Genomic DNA, 18,861 nt, shown 5'->3' on the forward strand with positions numbered 1-18,861 from the left:
GCGGATGCTACCGACCGGACCTCGATCGGGGGCTGGCCGTCCAGAAGCGCGTCCGATATTCTGCATACATGCAGATCGCTCACCTGTTCGTCGCCCTCCCCGCTGCACGGCACGGCCGCGAGATCGTCCTGCTCGCCGACCTCGAGGCCCACGAGACCGGCTTCGGCTTCGTCGACGCCGAACACCTCCTGCTCGCCGCCGTGACCCTGTGCAGCGGCATGCCCCGGTTCCGTCCCGTCCTGGCGGCACACGGTGTCACGCCGGAGACCGTCCGCCGTGGCATCACGGCCTTCGTCGGTGCCCGGACGCCGTGCCCCGGCGAGCACGACCGGGTCGCCTGCACGCCTGCCGCCGCCCGGGTGCTCGCCCGCGCGGCCGTCCTCGCCGGCCCGTTCGACCGGGTCCGCCCCGCGCACGTCGTGCTCGCGGTGCTCGACGGCGTCGACGACCCGTTCATGGGCTCGGCACACGACGTCCTCGAGACGCTCGGCGTCGACCCGCGGCGCTTCCGACGGGCCCTGCGGCGAGCGGTCCGGCGCGGCTGAACCGGCTCCCGGACGCCGAGGAGTCGACCGGCGTTCGCTCATCGCGCACATCGCGCACTCCAGGTCACGCCCACGGCGAACAGGGGGAGCCCGTCGGGGGAGCGCTGGTTAGTCTCGATGTACGTCACCGGACTCCCACGATTCCGGCAAGGGAGAGCACATGTTCGAGAGATTCACCGACCGAGCCCGTCGGGTTGTCGTCCTCGCTCAAGAAGAAGCGAAGATGCTCAACCACAACTACATCGGCACCGAGCACATCCTCCTCGGCCTCATCCACGAGGGCGAGGGCGTCGCCGCCAAGGCGCTGGAGTCGCTCGGCATCTCGCTCGATGCCGTCCGCGAGCAGGTCCAGGACATCATCGGGCAGGGCCAGCAGCAGCCGACCGGGCACATCCCGTTCACGCCGCGCGCCAAGAAGGTGCTCGAGCTGTCCCTGCGCGAGGCGCTGCAGCTCGGCCACAACTACATCGGCACCGAGCACATCCTGCTCGGCCTGATCCGCGAGGGCGAGGGCGTCGCAGCCCAGGTCCTCGTGAAGCTCGGCGCCGACCTCAACCGGGTCCGCCAGCAGGTCATCCAGCTCCTGTCCGGCTACCAGGGCAAGGAAGCCGTCGCCGTCGGTGGCGAGCAGCAGCAGAACGCGCAGCAGGGTTCGCAGGTCCTCGACCAGTTCGGTCGGAACCTCACCCAGGCCGCGCGCGACGGCAAGCTCGACCCCGTCATCGGGCGCGAGAAGGAGATGGAGCGGGTCATGCAGATCCTCTCCCGCCGCTCCAAGAACAACCCCGTCCTGATCGGTGAGCCCGGCGTCGGCAAGACCGCCGTCGTCGAGGGCCTCGCGCAGGCGATCGTCAAGGGCGACGTGCCCGAGACGCTGAAGGACAAGCAGCTCTACTCGCTCGACCTCGGGTCGCTCATCGCCGGGTCCCGCTACCGCGGTGACTTCGAGGAGCGCCTGAAGAAGGTCACGAAGGAGATCCGCACCCGCGGTGACATCATCGTCTTCATCGACGAGATCCACACGCTCGTCGGTGCCGGTGCAGCCGAGGGCGCGATCGACGCGGCCTCGATCCTCAAGCCGCTCCTGGCCCGCGGTGAGCTCCAGACCATCGGTGCCACCACGCTCGACGAGTACCGCAAGCACTTCGAGAAGGACGCCGCACTCGAGCGTCGCTTCCAGCCGGTGCAGGTCAACGAGCCGTCGCTGCCCCACGCGATCAACATCCTCAAGGGGCTGCGCGACAAGTACGAGGCGTTCCACAAGGTGTCCATCACCGACGGTGCGATCGTCGCCGCGGCGAACCTGGCGGACCGTTACGTGCAGGACCGCTTCCTGCCGGACAAGGCCATCGACCTGATCGACGAGGCCGGCGCTCGCCTGCGTCTGTCGATCCTGTCGGCACCGCCGGAGCTCCGCGAGTTCGACGAGAAGATCTCGACGGTCCGCGGGTCGAAGGAAGCCGCCATCGAGGAGCAGGACTTCGAGAAGGCTGCGAGCTTGCGCGACGAGGAGAAGAAGCTCCTCGGCGAGCGTCTCCGCCTCGAGAAGCAGTGGCGTGCGGGTGACGTCGCCGCGTCCGGCACCGTCGACGAGGGCATCATCGCCGAGGTCCTGGCCCAGGCCACGGGCATCCCGGTGTTCAAGCTCACCGAAGAGGAGACCTCGCGTCTCGTCTTCATGGAGAAGGCACTGCACGAGCGCGTCATCGGTCAGGAAGAGGCCATCTCGGCCCTGTCCAAGACGATCCGCCGCACCCGTGCCGGCCTGAAGGACCCGAACCGTCCCTCCGGCTCGTTCATCTTCGCCGGCCCCACGGGCGTCGGGAAGACCGAGCTCGCCAAGGCCCTCGCCGAGTTCCTGTTCGACGACGAGGGCGCGCTGATCTCCCTCGACATGTCGGAGTTCGGTGAGAAGCACACCGTGTCCCGCCTGTTCGGTGCCCCTCCCGGGTTCGTCGGGTTCGAGGAGGGTGGCCAGCTCACCGAGAAGGTGCGCCGCAAGCCGTTCTCCGTGGTCCTGTTCGACGAGATCGAGAAGGCCCACCCGGACATCTTCAACTCGCTGCTGCAGGTGCTCGAGGAAGGCCGTCTCACCGACGGTCAGGGCCGTGTGGTCGACTTCAAGAACACCGTCATCATCATGACCACGAACCTCGGTTCGCAGGGCATCGCCGGTGGCCCGGTGGGCTTCCAGGTCGAGGGTGACTCGGCCGTCGGCTACGACCGCATGCGCGGCAAGGTGAACGAGGAGCTGAAGAAGCACTTCAAGCCCGAGTTCCTGAACCGTGTCGACGACACGATCGTGTTCCCGCAGCTGTCGCAGCCCGAGCTGCTGCAGATCGTGGACCTGTTCGTGAAGCGTCTGGCCGACCGCCTGCTCGACCGCGACATGACGGTGGAGCTCACGCTCGCCGCCAAGGAGCAGCTCATCAAGGTCGGGTTCGACCCGTCCCTCGGTGCTCGCCCCCTGCGCCGCGCGATGCAGCACGAGGTCGAGGACCAGCTGTCCGAGCACATCCTGCAGGGTGAGCTCAACGCGGGCGACCACGTGAAGGTCGACTTCGCCGACGGGAAGTTCCAGTTCGAGACCGGGCGTCAGCCGGGCCGCGAAGAGGTCCTCGCCGGTGCGCCGTCGCTCGACAAGGCGCCCGAGGCGCCGCAGGGCGAGATCGAGTCCTGATCCAGGGATAACCGACACGTGTCGGTACGGGAGGCCCGTTGCCAGCTGGCAACGGGCCTCCCGTCCGTTCTGCGCGCGTCGCGGCCATCGGCCCTCGTCCGGGGGTAGTGTTGCCAGTACGCGCGAGACGTTCCCCCCAACTCCTCGCGCGGAGCACTCGATCGGTTCCCCCCAACGGATCGAGGCGCTGCCGGCCCCGGTCTGTTCGCAGACCGGGGCCGTTGCACGTCAGGGGGTCGGCAGGACCTCGGCGGCGAACCGGCGGACGGCGTCGTCCCAGCGGGCCGGGTCCTCGTTCCACTCGAGCGTGTGCGGTGCGGTGTGGAACGCGACCGCCGTGACACCCGGCCGGGCAGCCTGTGCGGCGACGTCGTCGGCGCTCACGAGCGCGTCGGCCGTCGAGTGCAGGAGCAGGGTCGGGGTGGACCGGTCCGGCCAGGCGGTCACGGCCACGGGGTCGTGCGTGCCGGCGAGCCGGCAGACGAGCGGCGTCGACGCGATGCGCGCGGCCAGGGAGCCGACGGCCGCGGGCAGGTGCGCTGCCCGGACGGCCCCGCGCAGCGCGGAGGCAACGGAGAGCAGCGGCGCGACACCGACGATGCCGTCGACGTGCTCGCGGTCGGCCGCCACCGCGCACGCGAGGGCCCCGGCCGACCAGCCCTGCAGGACGACGCGCTCGGCCCCGTTCGCGCGGGCGGCCCGGACGGCGGCGACGACGCGGTCCGCGGCTGCGGGGTCGAGCGAGCGCAGCGGCAGGTCGGTGGTGTCGACGATCGTGTTCGACGCCCCGAGCGACCGCCAGACGGCGAGCCCGCGGAGCACCTGGCGCGGCCCGAACGACTGCCCGTGCACGTGCACGACGTGGGTGCGGGCGGTCGTGGCCGGTTCCTCGCCCGGCACGTCGTCGGGGGAGTCGGCCATGAGCGCGTCCCACTCCCAGACGCCGGGGTCGACGGGGTCGGTGACCGCGCGGCGGACGGCGTCGCCGTCGACGCCGAGCACGGTGCCGATCCGCTCGCGCCGGCCCGAGCGCTGCAGGCCGTACGTGCCCGGCAGCCGGGTGTCACGGGTCGCGTCGAGGAGGGCCTCGGTCCGCGTGGAGCTCCGGACGGTGGCCGTCGCCCGGTACGGGGCGGGGGCGAGCAGTCGGCGGGCGACGAGCGCGGCGAGGGCGACGCTGCCGGCCGTCCCCACCGCGGTGCCGATCGTCGTGCCGAGGACGGTGGTGCGTGTGCCGGTCATGTGGTCTCCCCTCGCGGAGCCTCCCGGCGTGCGTCGGCGCGGGTGCGGGGGTGGACCCGACCCCCGGACGGACGGGAGGCGCGGTGCCGTCCGGCACCGCGCCTCCAGTCTGGCCGTCCGTCACCACGGACGACCGCAGCCGGTCTCAGGCCTGGACGTCCCCGCGCCAGCCGGAGTCGGTCGGAGCGGACTCGACGCGCTCCTTGAAGTTCTGCAGGTCCTTCTTGATGGCGTGGCCACCGATGCCGACGGCCGAGCCGAGCTTCTCGAGGAAGCCGGAGGGCTGCCAGTCGATCTGAGCGGTCACACGCGTCTCGTTGTCGGACAGCTTGTGGAAGGTGACGACTCCGGCGTGGTCGGTCTCGCCGTCCTTGACGGTCCAGGCGACGCGCTCGTCGGGGTGCTGCTCGGTGATGATCGCCCGGAACTCGCGCTCCTGGCCGGCGACCTTCACGGTCCAGTCGGTGGTCTTGTCGTCCACCTGGACGATCTTCTCGACCTCGTCGAGGAAGGTGGGGAACTCCTCGAAGCGGGTCCACTGGTTGTAGGCAGCGGAGACGGGCACGTTCACGTCGACGGTTTCGATGATCTGGGGCATGGGTTGCACGGTAGGCCGGTCGTCCTGAGCGGAACCCAGACGGGTGTCCCCCTCGGCGCCGTGCACGTCGACGGTCGGCTCGCACTAGTGTGGGCCGGATGACAGAGCACGGCAGGCACGCGTTCGACGAGCGCGACGAGCACGGGATCCTCGTGCGTCCGGCGCTGGCGTCGGACGTCCCGCACATCCAGCGGCTCATCGCCCCGTACGTCGACCGCCGCATCCTGCTCGGCAAGGAGAACGTCCAGCTCTACGGCTCGATCCAGCAGTTCCGGATCGCCGAGGGCCCCGACGGCGTGCCGATCGGCTGCGGCGCCCTCGCCGTGTTCTGGGACGACATCGCCGAGGTCCGCACGCTCGCCCTCGACGCCGACTGGATCCACAAGCGCGTCGGGCACCGCATGCTCGAGGCGCTCGAGCACGACGCCCGCGAGCTCGCCGTCGCCCGCATCTTCTGCCTGACGTTCGAGGTCGACTTCTTCGCGAAGCACGGCTACCTGGAGATCGGCGAGAGCGTCGTCTCGCCGGACGTCTACGCCGAACTCGTCCGCTCGTCGGACGAGGGGGTCGCGGAGTTCCTCGACCTCGCCCGGGTCAAGCCGAACACCCTCGGCAACACCCGCATGCTGAAGATCCTCTGACGCGTCGCGCGGCATCCGCGCTCGTCCGACCTGCCGCCCTACCCTGTGCGCATGTCGTCGTTCCGCCACCCCGTCGGCCCCGAGCGCCCCAGCGTGTACTGGCGCCGCCGGGCCATCGCGCTCGGCGCGGTCCTCGTCGTCGTGATCGTGGTCGTGCTCATCGTGGTGGGCCGCGGCGGGGCAGCCGAGTCGGCTGCTCCCGGGGCCTCCGGTTCCGCGGAGCCGGCCGCGGGGTCGGGATCGGGTGCGAGCTCCGGTTCGTCGTCGACGGCGACGTCGCGCACGCCCGCGCCCTCGCGTTCCGCGGCGCCGACCGCCGCCGACGGCGCCGAGTGCACGGCAGACCAGATCGAGCTCGAGCCCGTCCTCGACAAGGAGGCCTACGGCCCCACCGAGGACCCGAAGATCGCCATGTCGATCACCAACTCCGGCTCGAACAGCTGCCACTGGGACCTCGGCTCGGCGCAGCAGGTCCTGACGATCAGCTCCGGTGAGGAGCAGTACTGGTCATCGAAGGACTGCCAGACCGGCGGCACCCACCAGGACGTCACCATCAAGGCCGGTCAGACCCTCACCACGCCGGCGATCGAGTGGGACCGCACCCGGTCCTCGACGACGACCTGCGACTCGTCGCGGCCGGCCGTCACCGGCGGGGGAGCGAGCTACCACCTGCAGGTCGGGGTGGGGAAGGTCGAGTCGAAGCGCTCGGCGCAGTTGGTGCTGAACTGAGGCTGGCGGGGCGCCGGGCGGGGCTTGGCGTTCGGCGGGGCGCCGGGCGGGGCTGGGCGCTCGGGGCTGTTGAGTGTGTCGCGTAAGCGACTGATCTCCGCGGATGGTTCGCGGCACACTGTCGCTTTCGCGGGTCCGTCGCTGCGGTGATGCGGCGCTCGACGTGCGCACGGACGGACGGGAGGCGCGGTGCCAGCTGGTGCCGCGCCTCCCGTCCGGCGGTGGTCGCGACCAGGGCAGGGTGGCGACGGGCGGGGTCCCGTTGCTCGGTCGGGTGGTTCGGGGACGCTTCGCACAACCGGAGTGCGTCCACGCCGGGTCGTGTGCCGGTTCCGGTGCACTGTGGTTGTGCGGCGTTCCCTGCCCGGGGACAGCAAACGGCCCCGTCGTCCGAAGACGACGGGGCCGTTCGAAGCTGATGTGATCAGCCGAGGACGGTGATGTTCTCCGCCTGCGGGCCCTTGCGGCCCTCGGTGATGTCGAACTCCACCTTCTGGTTCTCCTCCAGCGACTTGTAGCCGTTGCCGGCGATCGCGGAGAAGTGCGCGAAGACGTCAGCGCTGCCGTCGTCCGGGGCGATGAAGCCGAAGCCCTTTTCGTTGTTGAACCACTTGACGGTACCGGTAGATGCCATGATGGCGTTTCCTTAGCTTTCTTGCGTTCCGCCATGGTGCGATCGCACCTGCGGAGCCCCGACGTACGTCGACGGGGGTGATGCGCCACGCGGGCAGGTGCCGGCGGGACGGGTTCGGGATCAGGTCTGACGACCGGTGATCCTGGTAGTCCGAGTCAGGGGCAAACCACCTGACCAGGACGTTGAGCGCCGCCGAAGCGGTTTCACCAGGCTAGCGTGCTCCGGCTCCGCTGGCTACCCGTTCTCGCGACGCGTTCTCCACGGCACAGCGAAATCTGGTGGAATCGTTCCGATGGCAGACAAGGAACAGCGCTTCCGGAGTGAACAACTCGAGGAAGCCCTCGCGAAGCAGGACGTCGCTGCGGTGGCGTTCGCGCTGCGCAACGACATCGTGATCGTCCCCCGACTCGTCACCGGCAAGAAGGACATGCAGGTGCGGGTGTTCGGCCGTGAGGGCTCGGACAAGCGCATCCTGCTGCTGTTCTCGTCGGCAGACGCCTACACGGCGATGGTGCCCGACGAGAAGATCCGACAGGTCATGGTCTACGACGGACCGCGGCTCGAGGAGTTCCTCGCGGCGCACCTCGACCTGCTCGAGGGCGTGTTCTTCGACATCGCCGGCCCGCACACCATGCAGGCGACGCCCGAGGACCTGCTGGCCGCATTGCGCGCCTGAGGGGCGGCGGGGCGGCTCGTGCAGGTGCCCGCGTCGGTGCACCTGCCCCGGCGTGTGCTCGTGCGTGCCGGTGCTCGCACGTGCCGGTACTCGCACGTGCCGGTGCTCGTACGTGCCGGTCAGAAGGCGCGGTCGAGTTCGCGCTCGCGAGCGGACTGGGTCATCGAGAACGCGACCCGGAGTGCCTCGCGCAGGTGACCGGAGTCCGCGCCGAGCACCGTCGTGAAGCCGAGCCGCTTCGCCTCGGCCACCCGCTGCTTCGTCCCCGTGGCCGGGCGGATCTCGCCGGCGAGGCTGATCTCACCCACCGCCGCCAACGTGTGCGGGTACGGGCGGTCTCGTGCGGCGCTCGCGAGCGCCAGTGCGATGGCGAGGTCGGCACCCGGCTCGGTGAGCTTCATGCCGCCGACCGTCGAGACGTAGACGTCGGCATCGGAGAGCTTCAGCCCCGCGCGCCGTTCGAGGACGGCGAGCAGCATCGCCACGCGTGACGAGTCGACACCGTTCACCACGCGGCGCGGCTGCGGGGCGGAACTCGGCACGATGAGGGCCTGGACCTCGACCGGCAGCGCCCGACGCCCTTCGAGCGCGACGGTCACGCACGTGCCCGACACCGGGGTGGCGTTCTTCGACATGAACAGGCCGCTCGGGTCGGGGACCTCGTGGATGCCGTCGCCGGCCATGTCGAAGCACCCGACCTCGTCAGTGGGGCCGAAGCGGTTCTTCAGCGCCCGGACGAACCGGAGCGCGGTCTGGCGATCGCCCTCGAAGTGGCAGACGACGTCGACCAGGTGCTCGAGCAGCCTGGGGCCGGCGATCGTGCCGTCCTTCGTCACGTGCCCGACGATGAGGACCGGCAGTGCGCGGTCCTTCGCGATCCGGATCAGGGTCGAGGCGACCTCGCGCACCTGTGACGTCCCACCGGCGATGCCGTCGATCGCGCCCGACGAGATCGTCTGCACCGAGTCGGCGATGAGCAGGTCGGGCTGCACCTGGTCGATCTGCCCGATGATGACGCCGAGGTCGACCTCGCTCGCCAGGAAGAGCTGGTCGTGCATGGCGCCGGTGCGCTCGGCACGCAGGCGGACCTGGTCGACGGACTCCTCGGCGCTGACGTAGAGGACACGCTTGCCGGCCGACGCCGCACGCGAAGCGACCTCGAGCAGGAGCGTCGACTTGCCGACGCCGGGTTCACCGGACAGCAGCACTGCCGCTCCGGGAACGACGCCGCCGCCGAGCACCCGGTCGAACTCGCCGATGCCGGTCTGCCACCGCTGCACCGACGTGCCACGGGCCTCGGTGATCGGTCGGGCGACGCGCGTGCCCGTGACGGCGACCGCAGCGGTGCCGCGGGAGCTCGCCGAGGCGGCGGAGGAGTCCTCGACCGTTCCCCAGGTCTGGCACTCGCCGCAGCGGCCGACCCACTTCACGCTGGTCCAGCCGCACTCGGTGCATCGGTAGAGGGACTGCGGGCGCGCCATGACGTCGAGGTTAGGGGGTGCCGCCGACATCACCCGACGGGCCGGCGGGCTGCTGTCGAGCGGATTGCGCTCGGTTGTCGTGCTGGTCGGGCTCGGCTTGCTCGTCGTGCTGGGCGGGGGCGGCTTGCTCGTCTGACTGTCGGTCTCGGTGTTGGTCCGGGTTCGCGTCGGTGGCGCGCTCGTGCTCGTGCTCGTGCTCGTCGTGTGTCGCCGATGCCGTCATCCGCTGGCGGAGTCGTTCGACCGGGCCGGGGCTCTGCCGCCCCGCGTGGTCGAGGGCCTCGGCGCCCTCCGTGTCCTGCTCGGCGCGGGCGTTGGCGACGGCGCCTGCCTCACGCCCGAGGGTCTCGGCCTCGCGAGCAGAGAGGTAGTGCCGGATCGCCGCGACGGTGTCCACCCGGGCGTCGACCGACGGCTCGAACGCACTCGCCCAGATCTCGTACCCGCGGTCGTTCGGGTGGAACAGGTCCCCGTAGCTGTTGAAGAACGTGCGCCGCAGCCCGACCCGCTTCGTGATGGTGTGCAGCGGTGCCACCGTCAACCCGAACTCGGCGGCCACCCGGTGCACGATCTCGTTCGCCACCGCCACCTTGCGCTCCCGGTCCGGCACGAACATGCACGGCAGTTCGGCGACCACCGTGTGCGACGGCACGGCACCGTAGATCGCCCGGATGTTCCGCTCGAACTTGCCCGGGTCGAAGTCGGCGATGTCGTTCGCACCGATCGACACCGTGCAGACGTCGGGGGAGTACTGCTGCAGCTTCGGGAGCTGGTCACGCTTCGCACCCCAGGTCGTCGAGCCCGAGACGCTGAGGTTCACCACCCGCACCGACATGCGGGAGCGGTGCCGGATGCGCCGGGCGAGCAGGCCCACGTACCCGCGGGACGGAGCGGTCGCGCCCACGCCCTGTGCGGCCGAATCACCGATCGCCAGGTAGAGGAGCTGCCCCTCGTGCTGCTGGCGTTCGCGCCACCAGTCGGCGTGCACGGGGAGCATGTCCACCACGCGTTGGGCGGCGGCACGCTGACCCTTCACACCGGCGCGGGTACCGAGGGCGGCGCTGCCGGCGACGAGCAGGCCCCCGCCGATCGAGGACACCAGGGCGATGAGCGTGCGGGACTTCATGCCGAGGACGGTACGCCGCAACGCTTCGTCCTCGGCGGAGGTGCTGCGCGGATGTGGAGAGTGCCCTGGATGCAACCGCTTGTGGAGGGACGGCCGACCGCGGGTGGCGGGAGGGGCCTCCTGATCGTGTATGATCTTTCCCGGTACCGTGTCCGAGCGGCCGAAGGATCATGTCTCGAAAACATGTGTGGGGGCAACTCCACCGTGGGTTCAAATCCCACCGGTACCGCCACAGAAAACCCCCGTTGACGCGGGGGTTTTCTTATCTCTGGGGGGTGCCCGTGGTGCTGTTCTGGTGCACGCTCTCCATCCACCGCTTCAGACCGCCCCTCTCGTGGCCGCCATCTCCTCGGCAGGGCTGCTTGTCGGGGTTCCTCCCGGGCTGATGCTCACATCCACTCGCTTGTTACACGAGCTTGCATGTCGAAGCGGAGGTGCTCGCTTGCGTCTCTCCCGCTTCGTGGCGAGTCGAGCGCCGCCGCCGACTGGCGTTGCACAACATCTAGACCAGGGCTCAGATGTGCGGCAAGCTGCCGAGAGGGACCGTAAGACAGCATGCGCATGGCTGACAAGCGGATCGCGTCGAAATCATGACGCGGTGCGGAGGCGGCGCGCGTGACGCTGGAGACGCTCGCGCTCAGCGCACTCGATACAGTTGCATCGAGCATGCCTCACGGATGAGGCGGGAGAGGACCATCGTGCCGACTGTAGAACCACTAACTCTTCAGCAGACAATGCTGCATGAGATCCCTCGCGGTCGCCGGCAGGACAAGGGCGGGGCTGAGCCGTTGTATTCCTCCGCTCCGACGCCGCTGAACCCCGCGACGGATCGCTTCATCCGGGAGGAGATGCTGCAGCCAGCATTCGCGTTCGCACGAGAGATTGTCGCAACCGACACGTACGGCAGCCCGGTACCAGCTCTGGTGCGAGCTGCACTTCAAAATCCTGACCTCCTTGCGGACAACTCGAAGCAAATTGCCGATTGGATGCATCGCAAGCAGACGAATGGTAGCTCTGCTGGCGTATTTCTGGCAGCTCTCGCTAAAGCTAGCGCTGGTGATCGTTTCGTCATTCTGAAGGCCGAACACCAGGAAGGCGTTCGCTTGAACCATGAGACGAACGGCGAGAATGTTGTTTTCGAGGTTGAACATCTCACTGAACTCATTATGGGGCAGAACTCTCGCGTCTATAAGATCGGGTTGTTTTGGGTTGATGCTCAGGATCAGCTTGTTGGTCTGATGGTAGATAAGCAAAATGGCGTTTCTTTTGCGGACTACTTTCTGCAGCAATTTCTTGGCTGTGAACTAAAGCATCGAGCAGAAGTGCAGACAGAAGAGTTTGTGAAGGCCGTTACCAATTTCATCAACACGCCCGGAATGCCGGAGGAGAAGCGTGCGCGGTATGCAACGGCGGCCGTCGCCGTGCTCGAAAGCCCTTCTGGTCAACTAACCCCGAGTTCCTTCATTTCAGAATTCATGGATGCCGAAGACCGGGATACTTTCTCCCAGAGTCTTCCGAGTCAGATTCGTTCGTCGACCTTCACAAAAGATACTCGATTGGTGAGGAGCCAGATTGGGGGCTTGAAAGTGAAGACTTCGTCAGGTGTGACGATCACTGCTTCCAGCGAGGCCATGCAGAACGGAACTGTGATCGTTGACCCGACTTCGGAGGACGGTCCCCGAATCATCGTGAAGGGCGAGGCGGACTCCTACCGCCTGTCACGTCCGCCAGCGTGATGGCGGACGCCGAAGACCTAGGGTCGCGCTACCGAGATGCGCGGCCGTCGCTCGATGAGGCGCTCGTGACCTACGAGCGGGACCTCAAGGAGGTCGTGTCTCCACTCCTGAGCGACTACGTGATATCAGGGAGAGTGAAGACAGCCCGCAGCCTCATCCGGAAGGCACGTGCGGACCCGTCGAACCCCCGTTCTTGGACCTCTATCCAGGATAAAATTGGTCTAAGAATTATCTGCTCGACGAAGGAGGACGTTCGCTCCGCAGATCGGCTCATAGAGCGAGGTCCATGGCGCATCCTTGAACGTACCGTCAAGCGAGGCAAGCACGACCAGCTGTTTTATCCCGGTATCCACTTTATCTTGTCGGCAGGGACTGTTGTCGATGACAAGGAGGAGCTGATCCTGGCTGAGGTGCAGCTACGAACTCGTGCTCAGGATGCATGGTCAGTGGTGTCGCATAAGCTGCTGTACAAAGGGCTTGTGAAACCTCCCAGCGGGATGCGGCGAGTGATTGACAGGCTTACCGTTCTTGTCGAACTGTTTGACGACGAGGTTCAGCGGATGATTCGCAAGAGGAGGAAGCTGCCTATGTACAGGCCGGCGCTCGCTCTCGAAGCGCTGGAACAGGAGTACGAGGTTCTGAGTGGGGAGATCACAACCCCTTCCGTGGACGTAGTATTGATGAATCTCCTGTTGAGCGCATATCCATCGGACGCCGACCGTGTCGAAGATCTGGTGCACATATTTTGTGAGTTGAATAGATCCAGGATCAGTCGGTTGCTGAAGCAGCATGCCCCCGAGGCTGCGGATTATGTGGACTCGCGCGACTGGCTTTACTCGCAGCCCGAGATTCTTGCTGTCCTTGAACGAGCGGAATCGAAGCCATATTTGCTTGCCAATGCAATCGCCAACACCGACTTTGAAGATGTGATCAGAAAATCGTGCGTAAGCGCGGGTGTCGTTCTGCCTCGAGACGCGTGACCCTCAAGTGGCCGCTCGCACTGGGCTGCCATTAGAGCGCTAACTTGGCGGCCCGCAGTTTAGACCTTTCAGGCTCGAGGACCCGAGATGAACCATGTCGCCGTGGATGTAGGACTTGAAGTTCCGCCCTTCCACGGAGCCGCGGAGATGGTTCGCGATCCGCGAGATCGTCTTGTGTAGCTCGGACCGCTGCGACTCCTTCATGGTCGGTGCCATGTATATCGATCTTGTCAGCCCACGGTGGGGCGATGCTTGTTGGGTCGACTTCCGACGGATCACGATGACGCGGCGGCGTTCGCGATCAGTGCCGATTCCAACGTCAAGGTGATCCAGCGGATGCTGGGTCACAAGTCGACCAAGGTGACGCTCGTCATCTACGCCGCGTCGTCCCCCGATGACCTCGATAATGTTACCTCTGCGTTGAGTCGGCAACGAGCGGAGCAGCTGTAGCGCTGGCTTCAGACACTGGCCGCGGCCACTGGCTGCAGGCTTGTTCGTTCCGAGCTCTGAATGGTCGCGCGCGGCGGTTTGTTTTTTATAGCAACTTTGCCGTAATCAGTCCGATATTAATCATTTGAGGCGGGGTATCTCGCGGCGAGCTCACACCCACCCCGTACGACTCGTACCGCACCACCGAGAACGCATCACAGCAAGGTAGCGCCAGCTCCTGAGCTCAGCGGCATGGTCGGCCGCGGACCTGAGATGACAGAACCCCGCGCTCTTCGGAGCTGCGGGCTTTCTGTTCTTCTAAGGCTAGGTCTTGCTCTGCTGCGATCCCGCCGGCGGAATGCCGTCGACGTCACCGATTGGCGTGACACGGCCCTCGTGGACGACGATGATGCTCAGACCGAGATTCAAATGCCGCACTGTCTCCGACGGGTGCCGTCGGAACAGCCCTGCGCCGATCCGAGGCTCGTGTCCGAGCTCGCCGGGTGTGAAGACGAACGGGTTGCCCTGACGCAGCCACGACGCATTCATTCCAAGGGCCTCGTGCTCGTGCCGGTCAATCCGGCTCGAGCGGAGGTGATAAGGCAACACGGCGAATTCGTCGATGCCATTTGCCGGGCCGCTGACGATGTCCTCGACGGTTCGGATTGTCGCGTCGTTCTCAATTCCTATGCCGTCTACGAGCCGCTCGTGCAATGAGCCAGTCCAGACGTTCACGTGCTTCCGTTGTGCCGGTCCATCGGAAGCAGGGTTCACGACAGGCTGGTCGATTCTCGGGTCCCGTGACGGCTCGGACAGTCCAGCTTGGTCCCGGTCCTTGGCCGGCTTCTCGGCGTCGGCAAGATCTATCCTGGAGAGCTCGAGCACTTCGTCGCTGACCGATTCACCAGTGCGGCGCGCGAGTGCCACCCGAGCGCGCGCACGTGCGATCTGAAGTCTCGTCGCCATCGGGTCACCGCCTCCTAGTCCAGGCCCTTGAAGGTCCGGTTCAGTAGTTCGACATCGTACGTCGTCATCTTGATCGGTGGACCGCCCGATTTGGCGGAGTGCTCGTCAGCTTCAAGCAGGTGCTCGATCGCGAGTGCCCCGACGAAAGCGCGCGGTTCGACCTCGCTCGTCGCCGCCTCGAGCGCCCACTGCATCCGGTTCCACAGCTGCTGCCGACGGTCGGAGCGGTGCCGCTGCACGATCGTCCAGATGATGCCGGCAGCGGTCGCGGCACCGAGCAGGACTGTCACGAGTAACGGCAACGTCCACTGCCACGGGGCAGCCATCGCGACGGTGTCCCCGATGCCAGGCGCGGGGTTGGGCGTCGAGGTAACGCACGGGCACGAAGCGGCGGGCGGTGTCAGAGCCGAACTCGGCGCTGGCGACGCCGCCATCCACAGGTACCCCACCGCGCTCACGGACCCCTCCTCGGTTCTCGGCTTCACGGTACCGGGCCGCGGACAGCGACTAGCCGTCAGATGCGTAACACCGACGAACTATCGCCGCCCACTATCCGAGGCCGCCGCCGGCCGGACCCCTCACGGGCTCAACCTAACGGTCTGTTGACCAGCCTCGGCCGTCACCGGCGTTCGCTGGATGCCGACTTGCTTTTGGTTTGCGTGCCGCCACCCTGCAAGGTTCAAAATCGCGATCGAGCACACGAGCCGATGCATCCAGCGATTGTCTCGATGGTCGATGGTCGATGGCCGATGGCCGACGGCCGACGGCCGACAGGTGAACGGGACGTTCAGCAAGCGTTGGACCGAATAAGTCAGTCGCCGACCCGAGCTTCGACCCGCGCGCAAGTCCGGCGGTTGCGACCGCGGGGCCGTGTCGGTCCTGCTGCTCGCAGTTGTTTTCGGGTGGGCCCGAGGGGACCCCGTTGCGAGGGCGGTGCCGCGGGACGCGGAGCCACGACCGGCAGTAAACGGGCTGTCGAACACCAGCAGTCGTTCGTACGCTGCACGAGTGGGGGCGGCGGACATGGGACGATACAGACGACGCCTCGCGCTCGTCACCGCGGTCTGGGTGCTCGGCTTCGGCATCGGGGCCGCGACGCACCTGTTCGAGCTGATCACCGCGGGCATGGGCGTCTACGCCGACGCACCTGAGCCGGTCCGGTGGTTCTGGGTCGCACTCACCGTCGTCGATCCCGTCATCGTCGTGCTGCTCCTCGTCAGGCGCCGAGCCGGTGTCCTCAGTGGAGTGACCACGATGGTCGCGGACGTCCTGGTCAACTGGTCGGCGGCGTTCGCACATCCTGCACTCGCCGGGCCCGGGCTCGTCACGCAGCCGGCGTTCCTGCTGTTCCTCCTGCTCACCGCCCGGCCGCTCTGGAGGTCTGCCGGAGCGACGCGACCTCGCCGGCGGCATCCCGACGGCTGATCAGCGGACAGGTCGCGCGGCGGCCCACTCGCGGTCGAGGACGGCGTACTGGTAGCCGTCGACCCAGCCGAGGTCGGCGTGCCAGGAGTCCTCGATGCCGTGGTGCTCGCGTCGCATGCCGATCTTCTCGAGGACCCGGACTGAGGCGATGTTGTCTGCGTTGCAGCTCGCTGTGACGCGCCGGAGCCGGAGCACGTCGAACGCTGCGGTCAGCAGACCGCGCGCCAGGGCGGTTCCCAGTCCTCGTCCGACGAGGTCGGGTCGCAGCATGTAGCCGATGACGCCCTGCGTGTGCTGCGGCATCCCTGGTTGCCCGAGTCCGTCGGTGACGTCGAGGAACCCCAGGCCGGCGAGCCGACCGTCCAGCTCGGCGGTGCACGAGTAGTCGGTGTCGCTGTCGGGGATGCTCGCCCACTCCCTGGCGTACGCGTCCGGGTCGACGTGCGTGCGGAGCATGAAGCGGTTGGCGACCGGGTCGTTCCGCAGGGCGACGAGCTGGGCTGCGTCACCGGGGCGAGGCTCGCGGAGGACGAGAGCCCCGCTCCGAGCGGGCCAAGGAGTGGTGCGCACGCCGTCACCCTGCCAGGAGCCGTGCGCGCCGACCGCGCAACGGTCGGCAGGAGCGACCGTGCGTCACGGCTGCTCCTCGGACGCGGGCACGGTCCGACTGCCGGCCGCCGTCGGTTACTGCTGGTCCTCGACGGCGATGTCGGCGAACGCGGTGGCGACCCGGCCGGAGAAGTCGATGAACATCTCCGTGCTCTCCCGCGGCAGTGAGCGCTGCAGTGCCTCGCGGTACGCCGAGCGCAGGGCGCCCACGATCGCGAAGCCGTTCGCGGACAGCTCGATCCGGACGCTGCGCCGGTCGTCGGGGTTGCGGACCCGGTCGAGGAAGCCTCGTCGCGTCAGCCGGTCCAGCAGGGCGGTGACGGCACCGGTCCCCATCTCGAGGTAGGTGCCGAGCTCCTTCGGGGTGCGGTCCTCGTCGAGCGCACCCAGGAACTTCAGCGCTCGCAGGTCGACCGGGTTCAAGCCGTGCGCGACCGCCAGGTGCTGGATGAGGTGGGCGTGCTCCACCTGGGCTGCGTAGAAGGCAGCCACGGCGTCGTCGAGCAGGCGGTCGTCATCGCGGGATGTCCCGGACGGGGCGGCAGGCATGCGGCGAGTCTAGACGAGAATCGTTTGGCACGAAGATTGACATGATCGAAAATTGAGGCGTATGGTTCAGATGGCTCGAAAAACGAGCCATCTGAACCTGCTCTGAACGGAACCCCATGCGTCGCCCGAACCGCACCCTTGCTCGTCTCGCCACCCTCGCCGTCATCCCTGCGGCGCTCATCGCCGGCGGTGTCGCCGTGTCCACGGCGTCGTACTCGGCGTTCTCGGCGACGTCGTCGGACGACGCCAACAACTGGTCGATGGGATCGGTCGCACTCAGCAACGACGCCTCGAACGGCGCGCTGTTCTCCGCCGCCAACCTCAAGCCGGGCTCGACGGGGACGAACTGCATCGCGGTCACCTCGAGCGGCTCCCTGCCGAGTGCCGTGAAGCTCTACGCGACGAACGTGCAGCAGACGAAGGCGCTCGCGTCGTACGTGACCCTGCAGGTGAAGCAGGGCTCCGGTGGCGGCTACGGCACGTGCAACGGCTTCACCGCGGCGTCCGGTGCGGACGGCACCCTGTACAACGACTCGCTCGCCACCTTCGCTTCCACCCGGACCAACTACGCGACCGGGATCGGCACGTGGAAGCCGGCTGGTGACAAGGCGGAGTCGAAGACCTTCCAGATCACGTACACGGTCTCCCCGGACGCTCCGGCGTCACTGATGGGCGCGACCGCGAGCCTCGGCTTCACCTGGGAAGCACAGAACTCCTGATCCCTCGTCGGGAGGAACCGACCATGCGATCGTCGTCCTGGATCCGCTTCGCGGCGGTGCTCACCGCGCGCGGCGTCATCGCGGCCCTGCTCGGGCTGCTGTTCTGGGCGGTGGCGCCGATGCTGCTCGGTTGGCACAGCACGACGGTGATGACCGGGTCGATGGAACCCTCCCTGCACGTCGGCGACGTCGTCGTCAGCAAGACGGTCACCCCGCACGAGCTCCGCAAGGGCCAGGTGCTCCTGTTCGCCGACCCCGACCACGTCGGCACCCTGCGGATGCACCGCTTCGACACCCTGAACGACGATGGCACGCTCACGACCAAGGGCGACGCGAACCCCGCCGCCGACTCCACCCCCGTCACTCGCTCCGCCGTGCTCGGTGTGGGGTACCTGCGCGTGCCGCTGATCGGGACGCCGGTCCGCTGGGCCGCCGACGGTGACGCCGGCGCGCTCGTCGCCCTCGGTGCAGCACTCCTCGCCCTGGCCGCCCTCGCGGTCACCCCCGCCGTCGCCGACGGGCGGACGCCCACCGGGCCCACGGCCGGACGTGCCCGACACCGCGCGGCACCGCGACGACCGCGGACGACGGTCGCCGTGGCGTTCGCGATCGCCGCTGCGGTCGGAGCGCTGGCGCTGCCCGCTCCGGCGGCCGCAGCGAGCTTCGCCGCGAGCACCGCCGCACCCACGGGCAGCCTCACCGCAGCGACGGCGACACCCGTCAGTGCGCTGACGTGCACCTCGAACCCGGACGGGTCCGTCACCATCGGCTGGGCCTACGCCGGAGCCGCTCCCGAACGCTTCACCACGCTCGTCGACGGACAGGCCACCGCGACGGCTGCCCCCGCGACACGATCCACCACGCTCAGCTCCCGGGACCTCTTCACCTGGCGTACCTCGACGGTGAGTGTCCGGACCGATCTCACCCCCGCCTGGACCGCCACCTCGGACAGCACCGTCCGGATCGTCACCGTCAAGTTCCTCGGCTTCGGCCGCAGCAGCTGCGGCTGACGACGCGACCAGCGGCCGTGCCCCGCCGCACCCGTGTGCGCCCGAGCATCCGGACCGGGGACGGAGGAGCAGCGGGCCCCGGCGAC

The 18,861-nt window shown here is 67.9% G+C and carries 19 protein-coding genes and 1 tRNA gene; 11 read left to right on the forward strand and 9 right to left on the reverse strand.

Translation table 11 applies throughout. From position 1 onward, the window contains the following. Positions 1–68: 68 nt before the first annotated feature. Together DEI99_RS00625 and DEI99_RS00630 are read left to right on the forward strand one after the other, a co-directional pair. A complete protein-coding gene (locus tag DEI99_RS00625; RefSeq protein WP_111041732.1) occupies positions 69–545 on the forward strand; it encodes a Clp protease N-terminal domain-containing protein in 477 nt (158 codons plus the stop codon). A 160-nt stretch (positions 546–705) separates the two neighbouring features. Further along, on the forward strand, positions 706–3,225 hold the full coding sequence (locus DEI99_RS00630; protein ID WP_111041731.1) for an ATP-dependent Clp protease ATP-binding subunit: 2,520 nt from the start codon (positions 706–708) through the stop codon (positions 3,223–3,225). Positions 3,226–3,453: 228 nt separating this feature from the next. On the opposite strand, the gene DEI99_RS00635 is transcribed toward DEI99_RS00630, so the two are convergent. Together DEI99_RS00635 and DEI99_RS00640 are read right to left on the reverse strand one after the other, a co-directional pair. Continuing rightward, positions 3,454–4,467, reverse strand: a complete 1,014-nt coding sequence (locus DEI99_RS00635; protein ID WP_111041730.1) for a DUF8805 domain-containing protein — start codon at positions 4,465–4,467, stop codon at positions 3,454–3,456. 145 nt (positions 4,468–4,612) lie between these two features. Next, a complete protein-coding gene (locus tag DEI99_RS00640) occupies positions 4,613–5,065 on the reverse strand; it encodes an SRPBCC family protein (RefSeq protein WP_071258129.1) in 453 nt (150 codons plus the stop codon). A gap of 98 nt (positions 5,066–5,163) precedes the next feature. On the opposite strand from DEI99_RS00640, the gene DEI99_RS00645 reads away from it, so the two are divergent. Beyond that, a complete protein-coding gene (locus tag DEI99_RS00645; protein ID WP_071258115.1) occupies positions 5,164–5,706 on the forward strand; it encodes an amino-acid N-acetyltransferase in 543 nt (180 codons plus the stop codon). Between the two features lie 51 nt (positions 5,707–5,757). Then, a complete protein-coding gene (locus DEI99_RS00650) occupies positions 5,758–6,435 on the forward strand; it encodes a hypothetical protein (RefSeq protein ID WP_111041729.1) in 678 nt (225 codons plus the stop codon). 424 nt (positions 6,436–6,859) lie between these two features. Here DEI99_RS00650 and cspE read toward each other — a convergent pair whose 3' ends face one another. Next, positions 6,860–7,069, reverse strand: a complete 210-nt coding sequence (gene cspE, locus DEI99_RS00655; protein WP_017887662.1) for a transcription antiterminator/RNA stability regulator CspE — start codon at positions 7,067–7,069, stop codon at positions 6,860–6,862. Positions 7,070–7,361: 292 nt separating this feature from the next. Here cspE and DEI99_RS00660 point away from each other — a divergent pair, with 292 nt between their 5' ends. Then, positions 7,362–7,745, forward strand: coding sequence for an SseB family protein (locus DEI99_RS00660; protein WP_071258111.1), 384 nt, complete (start codon positions 7,362–7,364; stop codon positions 7,743–7,745). A gap of 119 nt (positions 7,746–7,864) precedes the next feature. Here DEI99_RS00660 and radA read toward each other — a convergent pair whose 3' ends face one another. Both radA and DEI99_RS00670 read right to left on the reverse strand, forming a co-directional pair. Continuing rightward, on the reverse strand, positions 7,865–9,226 hold the full coding sequence (radA, locus tag DEI99_RS00665) for a DNA repair protein RadA (RefSeq protein ID WP_111041728.1): 1,362 nt from the start codon (positions 9,224–9,226) through the stop codon (positions 7,865–7,867). A 10-nt stretch (positions 9,227–9,236) separates the two neighbouring features. Continuing rightward, positions 9,237–10,352 (reverse strand): SGNH/GDSL hydrolase family protein, encoded by a 1,116-nt coding sequence (locus DEI99_RS00670; RefSeq protein ID WP_111041727.1) that lies wholly within the window; start codon positions 10,350–10,352, stop codon positions 9,237–9,239. Between the two features lie 142 nt (positions 10,353–10,494). Between DEI99_RS00670 and DEI99_RS00675 the strand changes: the two genes are divergently transcribed. The 3 genes from DEI99_RS00675 (at position 10,495) to DEI99_RS00685 (ending at position 13,068) form a co-directional block, all read left to right on the forward strand. Continuing rightward, positions 10,495–10,584, forward strand: a tRNA-Ser gene (locus tag DEI99_RS00675). A 466-nt stretch (positions 10,585–11,050) separates the two neighbouring features. After that, on the forward strand, positions 11,051–12,088 hold the full coding sequence (locus tag DEI99_RS00680) for a nucleoid-associated protein (protein ID WP_181434432.1): 1,038 nt from the start codon (positions 11,051–11,053) through the stop codon (positions 12,086–12,088). A 65-nt stretch (positions 12,089–12,153) separates the two neighbouring features. Then, positions 12,154–13,068, forward strand: a complete 915-nt coding sequence (locus tag DEI99_RS00685) for a RelA/SpoT domain-containing protein (protein ID WP_258369386.1) — start codon at positions 12,154–12,156, stop codon at positions 13,066–13,068. Between the two features lie 753 nt (positions 13,069–13,821). On the opposite strand, the gene DEI99_RS00690 is transcribed toward DEI99_RS00685, so the two are convergent. Then, a complete protein-coding gene (locus tag DEI99_RS00690) occupies positions 13,822–14,463 on the reverse strand; it encodes a hypothetical protein (protein WP_146247109.1) in 642 nt (213 codons plus the stop codon). A gap of 14 nt (positions 14,464–14,477) precedes the next feature. Continuing rightward, the gene (locus tag DEI99_RS00695; protein WP_111041722.1) at positions 14,478–14,753 is read right to left on the reverse strand and encodes a hypothetical protein; all 276 of its coding nucleotides are present in this window, start codon (positions 14,751–14,753) and stop codon (positions 14,478–14,480) included. 733 nt (positions 14,754–15,486) lie between these two features. On the opposite strand from DEI99_RS00695, the gene DEI99_RS00700 reads away from it, so the two are divergent. Continuing rightward, positions 15,487–15,888, forward strand: coding sequence for a hypothetical protein (locus DEI99_RS00700; protein WP_111041721.1), 402 nt, complete (start codon positions 15,487–15,489; stop codon positions 15,886–15,888). Here the strand turns inward: DEI99_RS00700 and DEI99_RS00705 are convergent, their stop codons facing one another. Beyond that, the gene (locus tag DEI99_RS00705) at positions 15,889–16,458 is read right to left on the reverse strand and encodes a GNAT family N-acetyltransferase (protein ID WP_111041720.1); all 570 of its coding nucleotides are present in this window, start codon (positions 16,456–16,458) and stop codon (positions 15,889–15,891) included. 114 nt (positions 16,459–16,572) lie between these two features. Then, entirely contained in the window at positions 16,573–17,046 is a 474-nt protein-coding gene (locus tag DEI99_RS00710; RefSeq protein ID WP_111041719.1) for a MarR family winged helix-turn-helix transcriptional regulator, read from the reverse strand. 116 nt (positions 17,047–17,162) lie between these two features. On the opposite strand from DEI99_RS00710, the gene DEI99_RS00715 reads away from it, so the two are divergent. Both DEI99_RS00715 and DEI99_RS00720 read left to right on the forward strand, forming a co-directional pair. After that, entirely contained in the window at positions 17,163–17,765 is a 603-nt protein-coding gene (locus DEI99_RS00715; RefSeq protein WP_111041718.1) for a hypothetical protein, read from the forward strand. 23 nt (positions 17,766–17,788) lie between these two features. Next, positions 17,789–18,775 (forward strand): signal peptidase I, encoded by a 987-nt coding sequence (locus DEI99_RS00720; RefSeq protein WP_111041717.1) that lies wholly within the window; start codon positions 17,789–17,791, stop codon positions 18,773–18,775. The last annotated feature ends 86 nt before the right edge of the window (positions 18,776–18,861 follow it).

The sequence above is a fragment of the Curtobacterium sp. MCLR17_036 genome (assembly GCF_003234445.2).
Taxonomy (GTDB): domain Bacteria; phylum Actinomycetota; class Actinomycetes; order Actinomycetales; family Microbacteriaceae; genus Curtobacterium.

Excerpts from the sequence above, each read along its gene's own strand:
- DEI99_RS00670 (WP_111041727.1), bottom strand. The coding sequence starts at position 10,352 with ATGAAGTCCCGCACGCTCATCGCCCTGGTGTCCTCGATCGGCGGGGGC.
- DEI99_RS00690 (WP_146247109.1), bottom strand. The coding sequence starts at position 14,463 with ATGGCGACGAGACTTCAGATCGCACGTGCGCGCGCTCGGGTGGCACTC.
- DEI99_RS00710 (WP_111041719.1), bottom strand. The coding sequence starts at position 17,046 with ATGCCTGCCGCCCCGTCCGGGACATCCCGCGATGACGACCGCCTGCTC.
- DEI99_RS00650 (WP_111041729.1), top strand. The coding sequence starts at position 5,758 with ATGTCGTCGTTCCGCCACCCCGTCGGCCCCGAGCGCCCCAGCGTGTAC.
- DEI99_RS00720 (WP_111041717.1), top strand. The coding sequence starts at position 17,789 with ATGCGATCGTCGTCCTGGATCCGCTTCGCGGCGGTGCTCACCGCGCGC.
- cspE (WP_017887662.1), bottom strand. The coding sequence starts at position 7,069 with ATGGCATCTACCGGTACCGTCAAGTGGTTCAACAACGAAAAGGGCTTC.
- radA (WP_111041728.1), bottom strand. The coding sequence starts at position 9,226 with ATGGCGCGCCCGCAGTCCCTCTACCGATGCACCGAGTGCGGCTGGACC.
- DEI99_RS00660 (WP_071258111.1), top strand. The coding sequence starts at position 7,362 with ATGGCAGACAAGGAACAGCGCTTCCGGAGTGAACAACTCGAGGAAGCC.
- DEI99_RS00630 (WP_111041731.1), top strand. The coding sequence starts at position 706 with ATGTTCGAGAGATTCACCGACCGAGCCCGTCGGGTTGTCGTCCTCGCT.
- DEI99_RS00640 (WP_071258129.1), bottom strand. The coding sequence starts at position 5,065 with ATGCCCCAGATCATCGAAACCGTCGACGTGAACGTGCCCGTCTCCGCT.
- DEI99_RS00715 (WP_111041718.1), top strand. The coding sequence starts at position 17,163 with ATGCGTCGCCCGAACCGCACCCTTGCTCGTCTCGCCACCCTCGCCGTC.
- DEI99_RS00625 (WP_111041732.1), top strand. The coding sequence starts at position 69 with ATGCAGATCGCTCACCTGTTCGTCGCCCTCCCCGCTGCACGGCACGGC.
- DEI99_RS00635 (WP_111041730.1), bottom strand. The coding sequence starts at position 4,467 with ATGACCGGCACACGCACCACCGTCCTCGGCACGACGATCGGCACCGCG.
- DEI99_RS00700 (WP_111041721.1), top strand. The coding sequence starts at position 15,487 with ATGGGACGATACAGACGACGCCTCGCGCTCGTCACCGCGGTCTGGGTG.
- DEI99_RS00645 (WP_071258115.1), top strand. The coding sequence starts at position 5,164 with ATGACAGAGCACGGCAGGCACGCGTTCGACGAGCGCGACGAGCACGGG.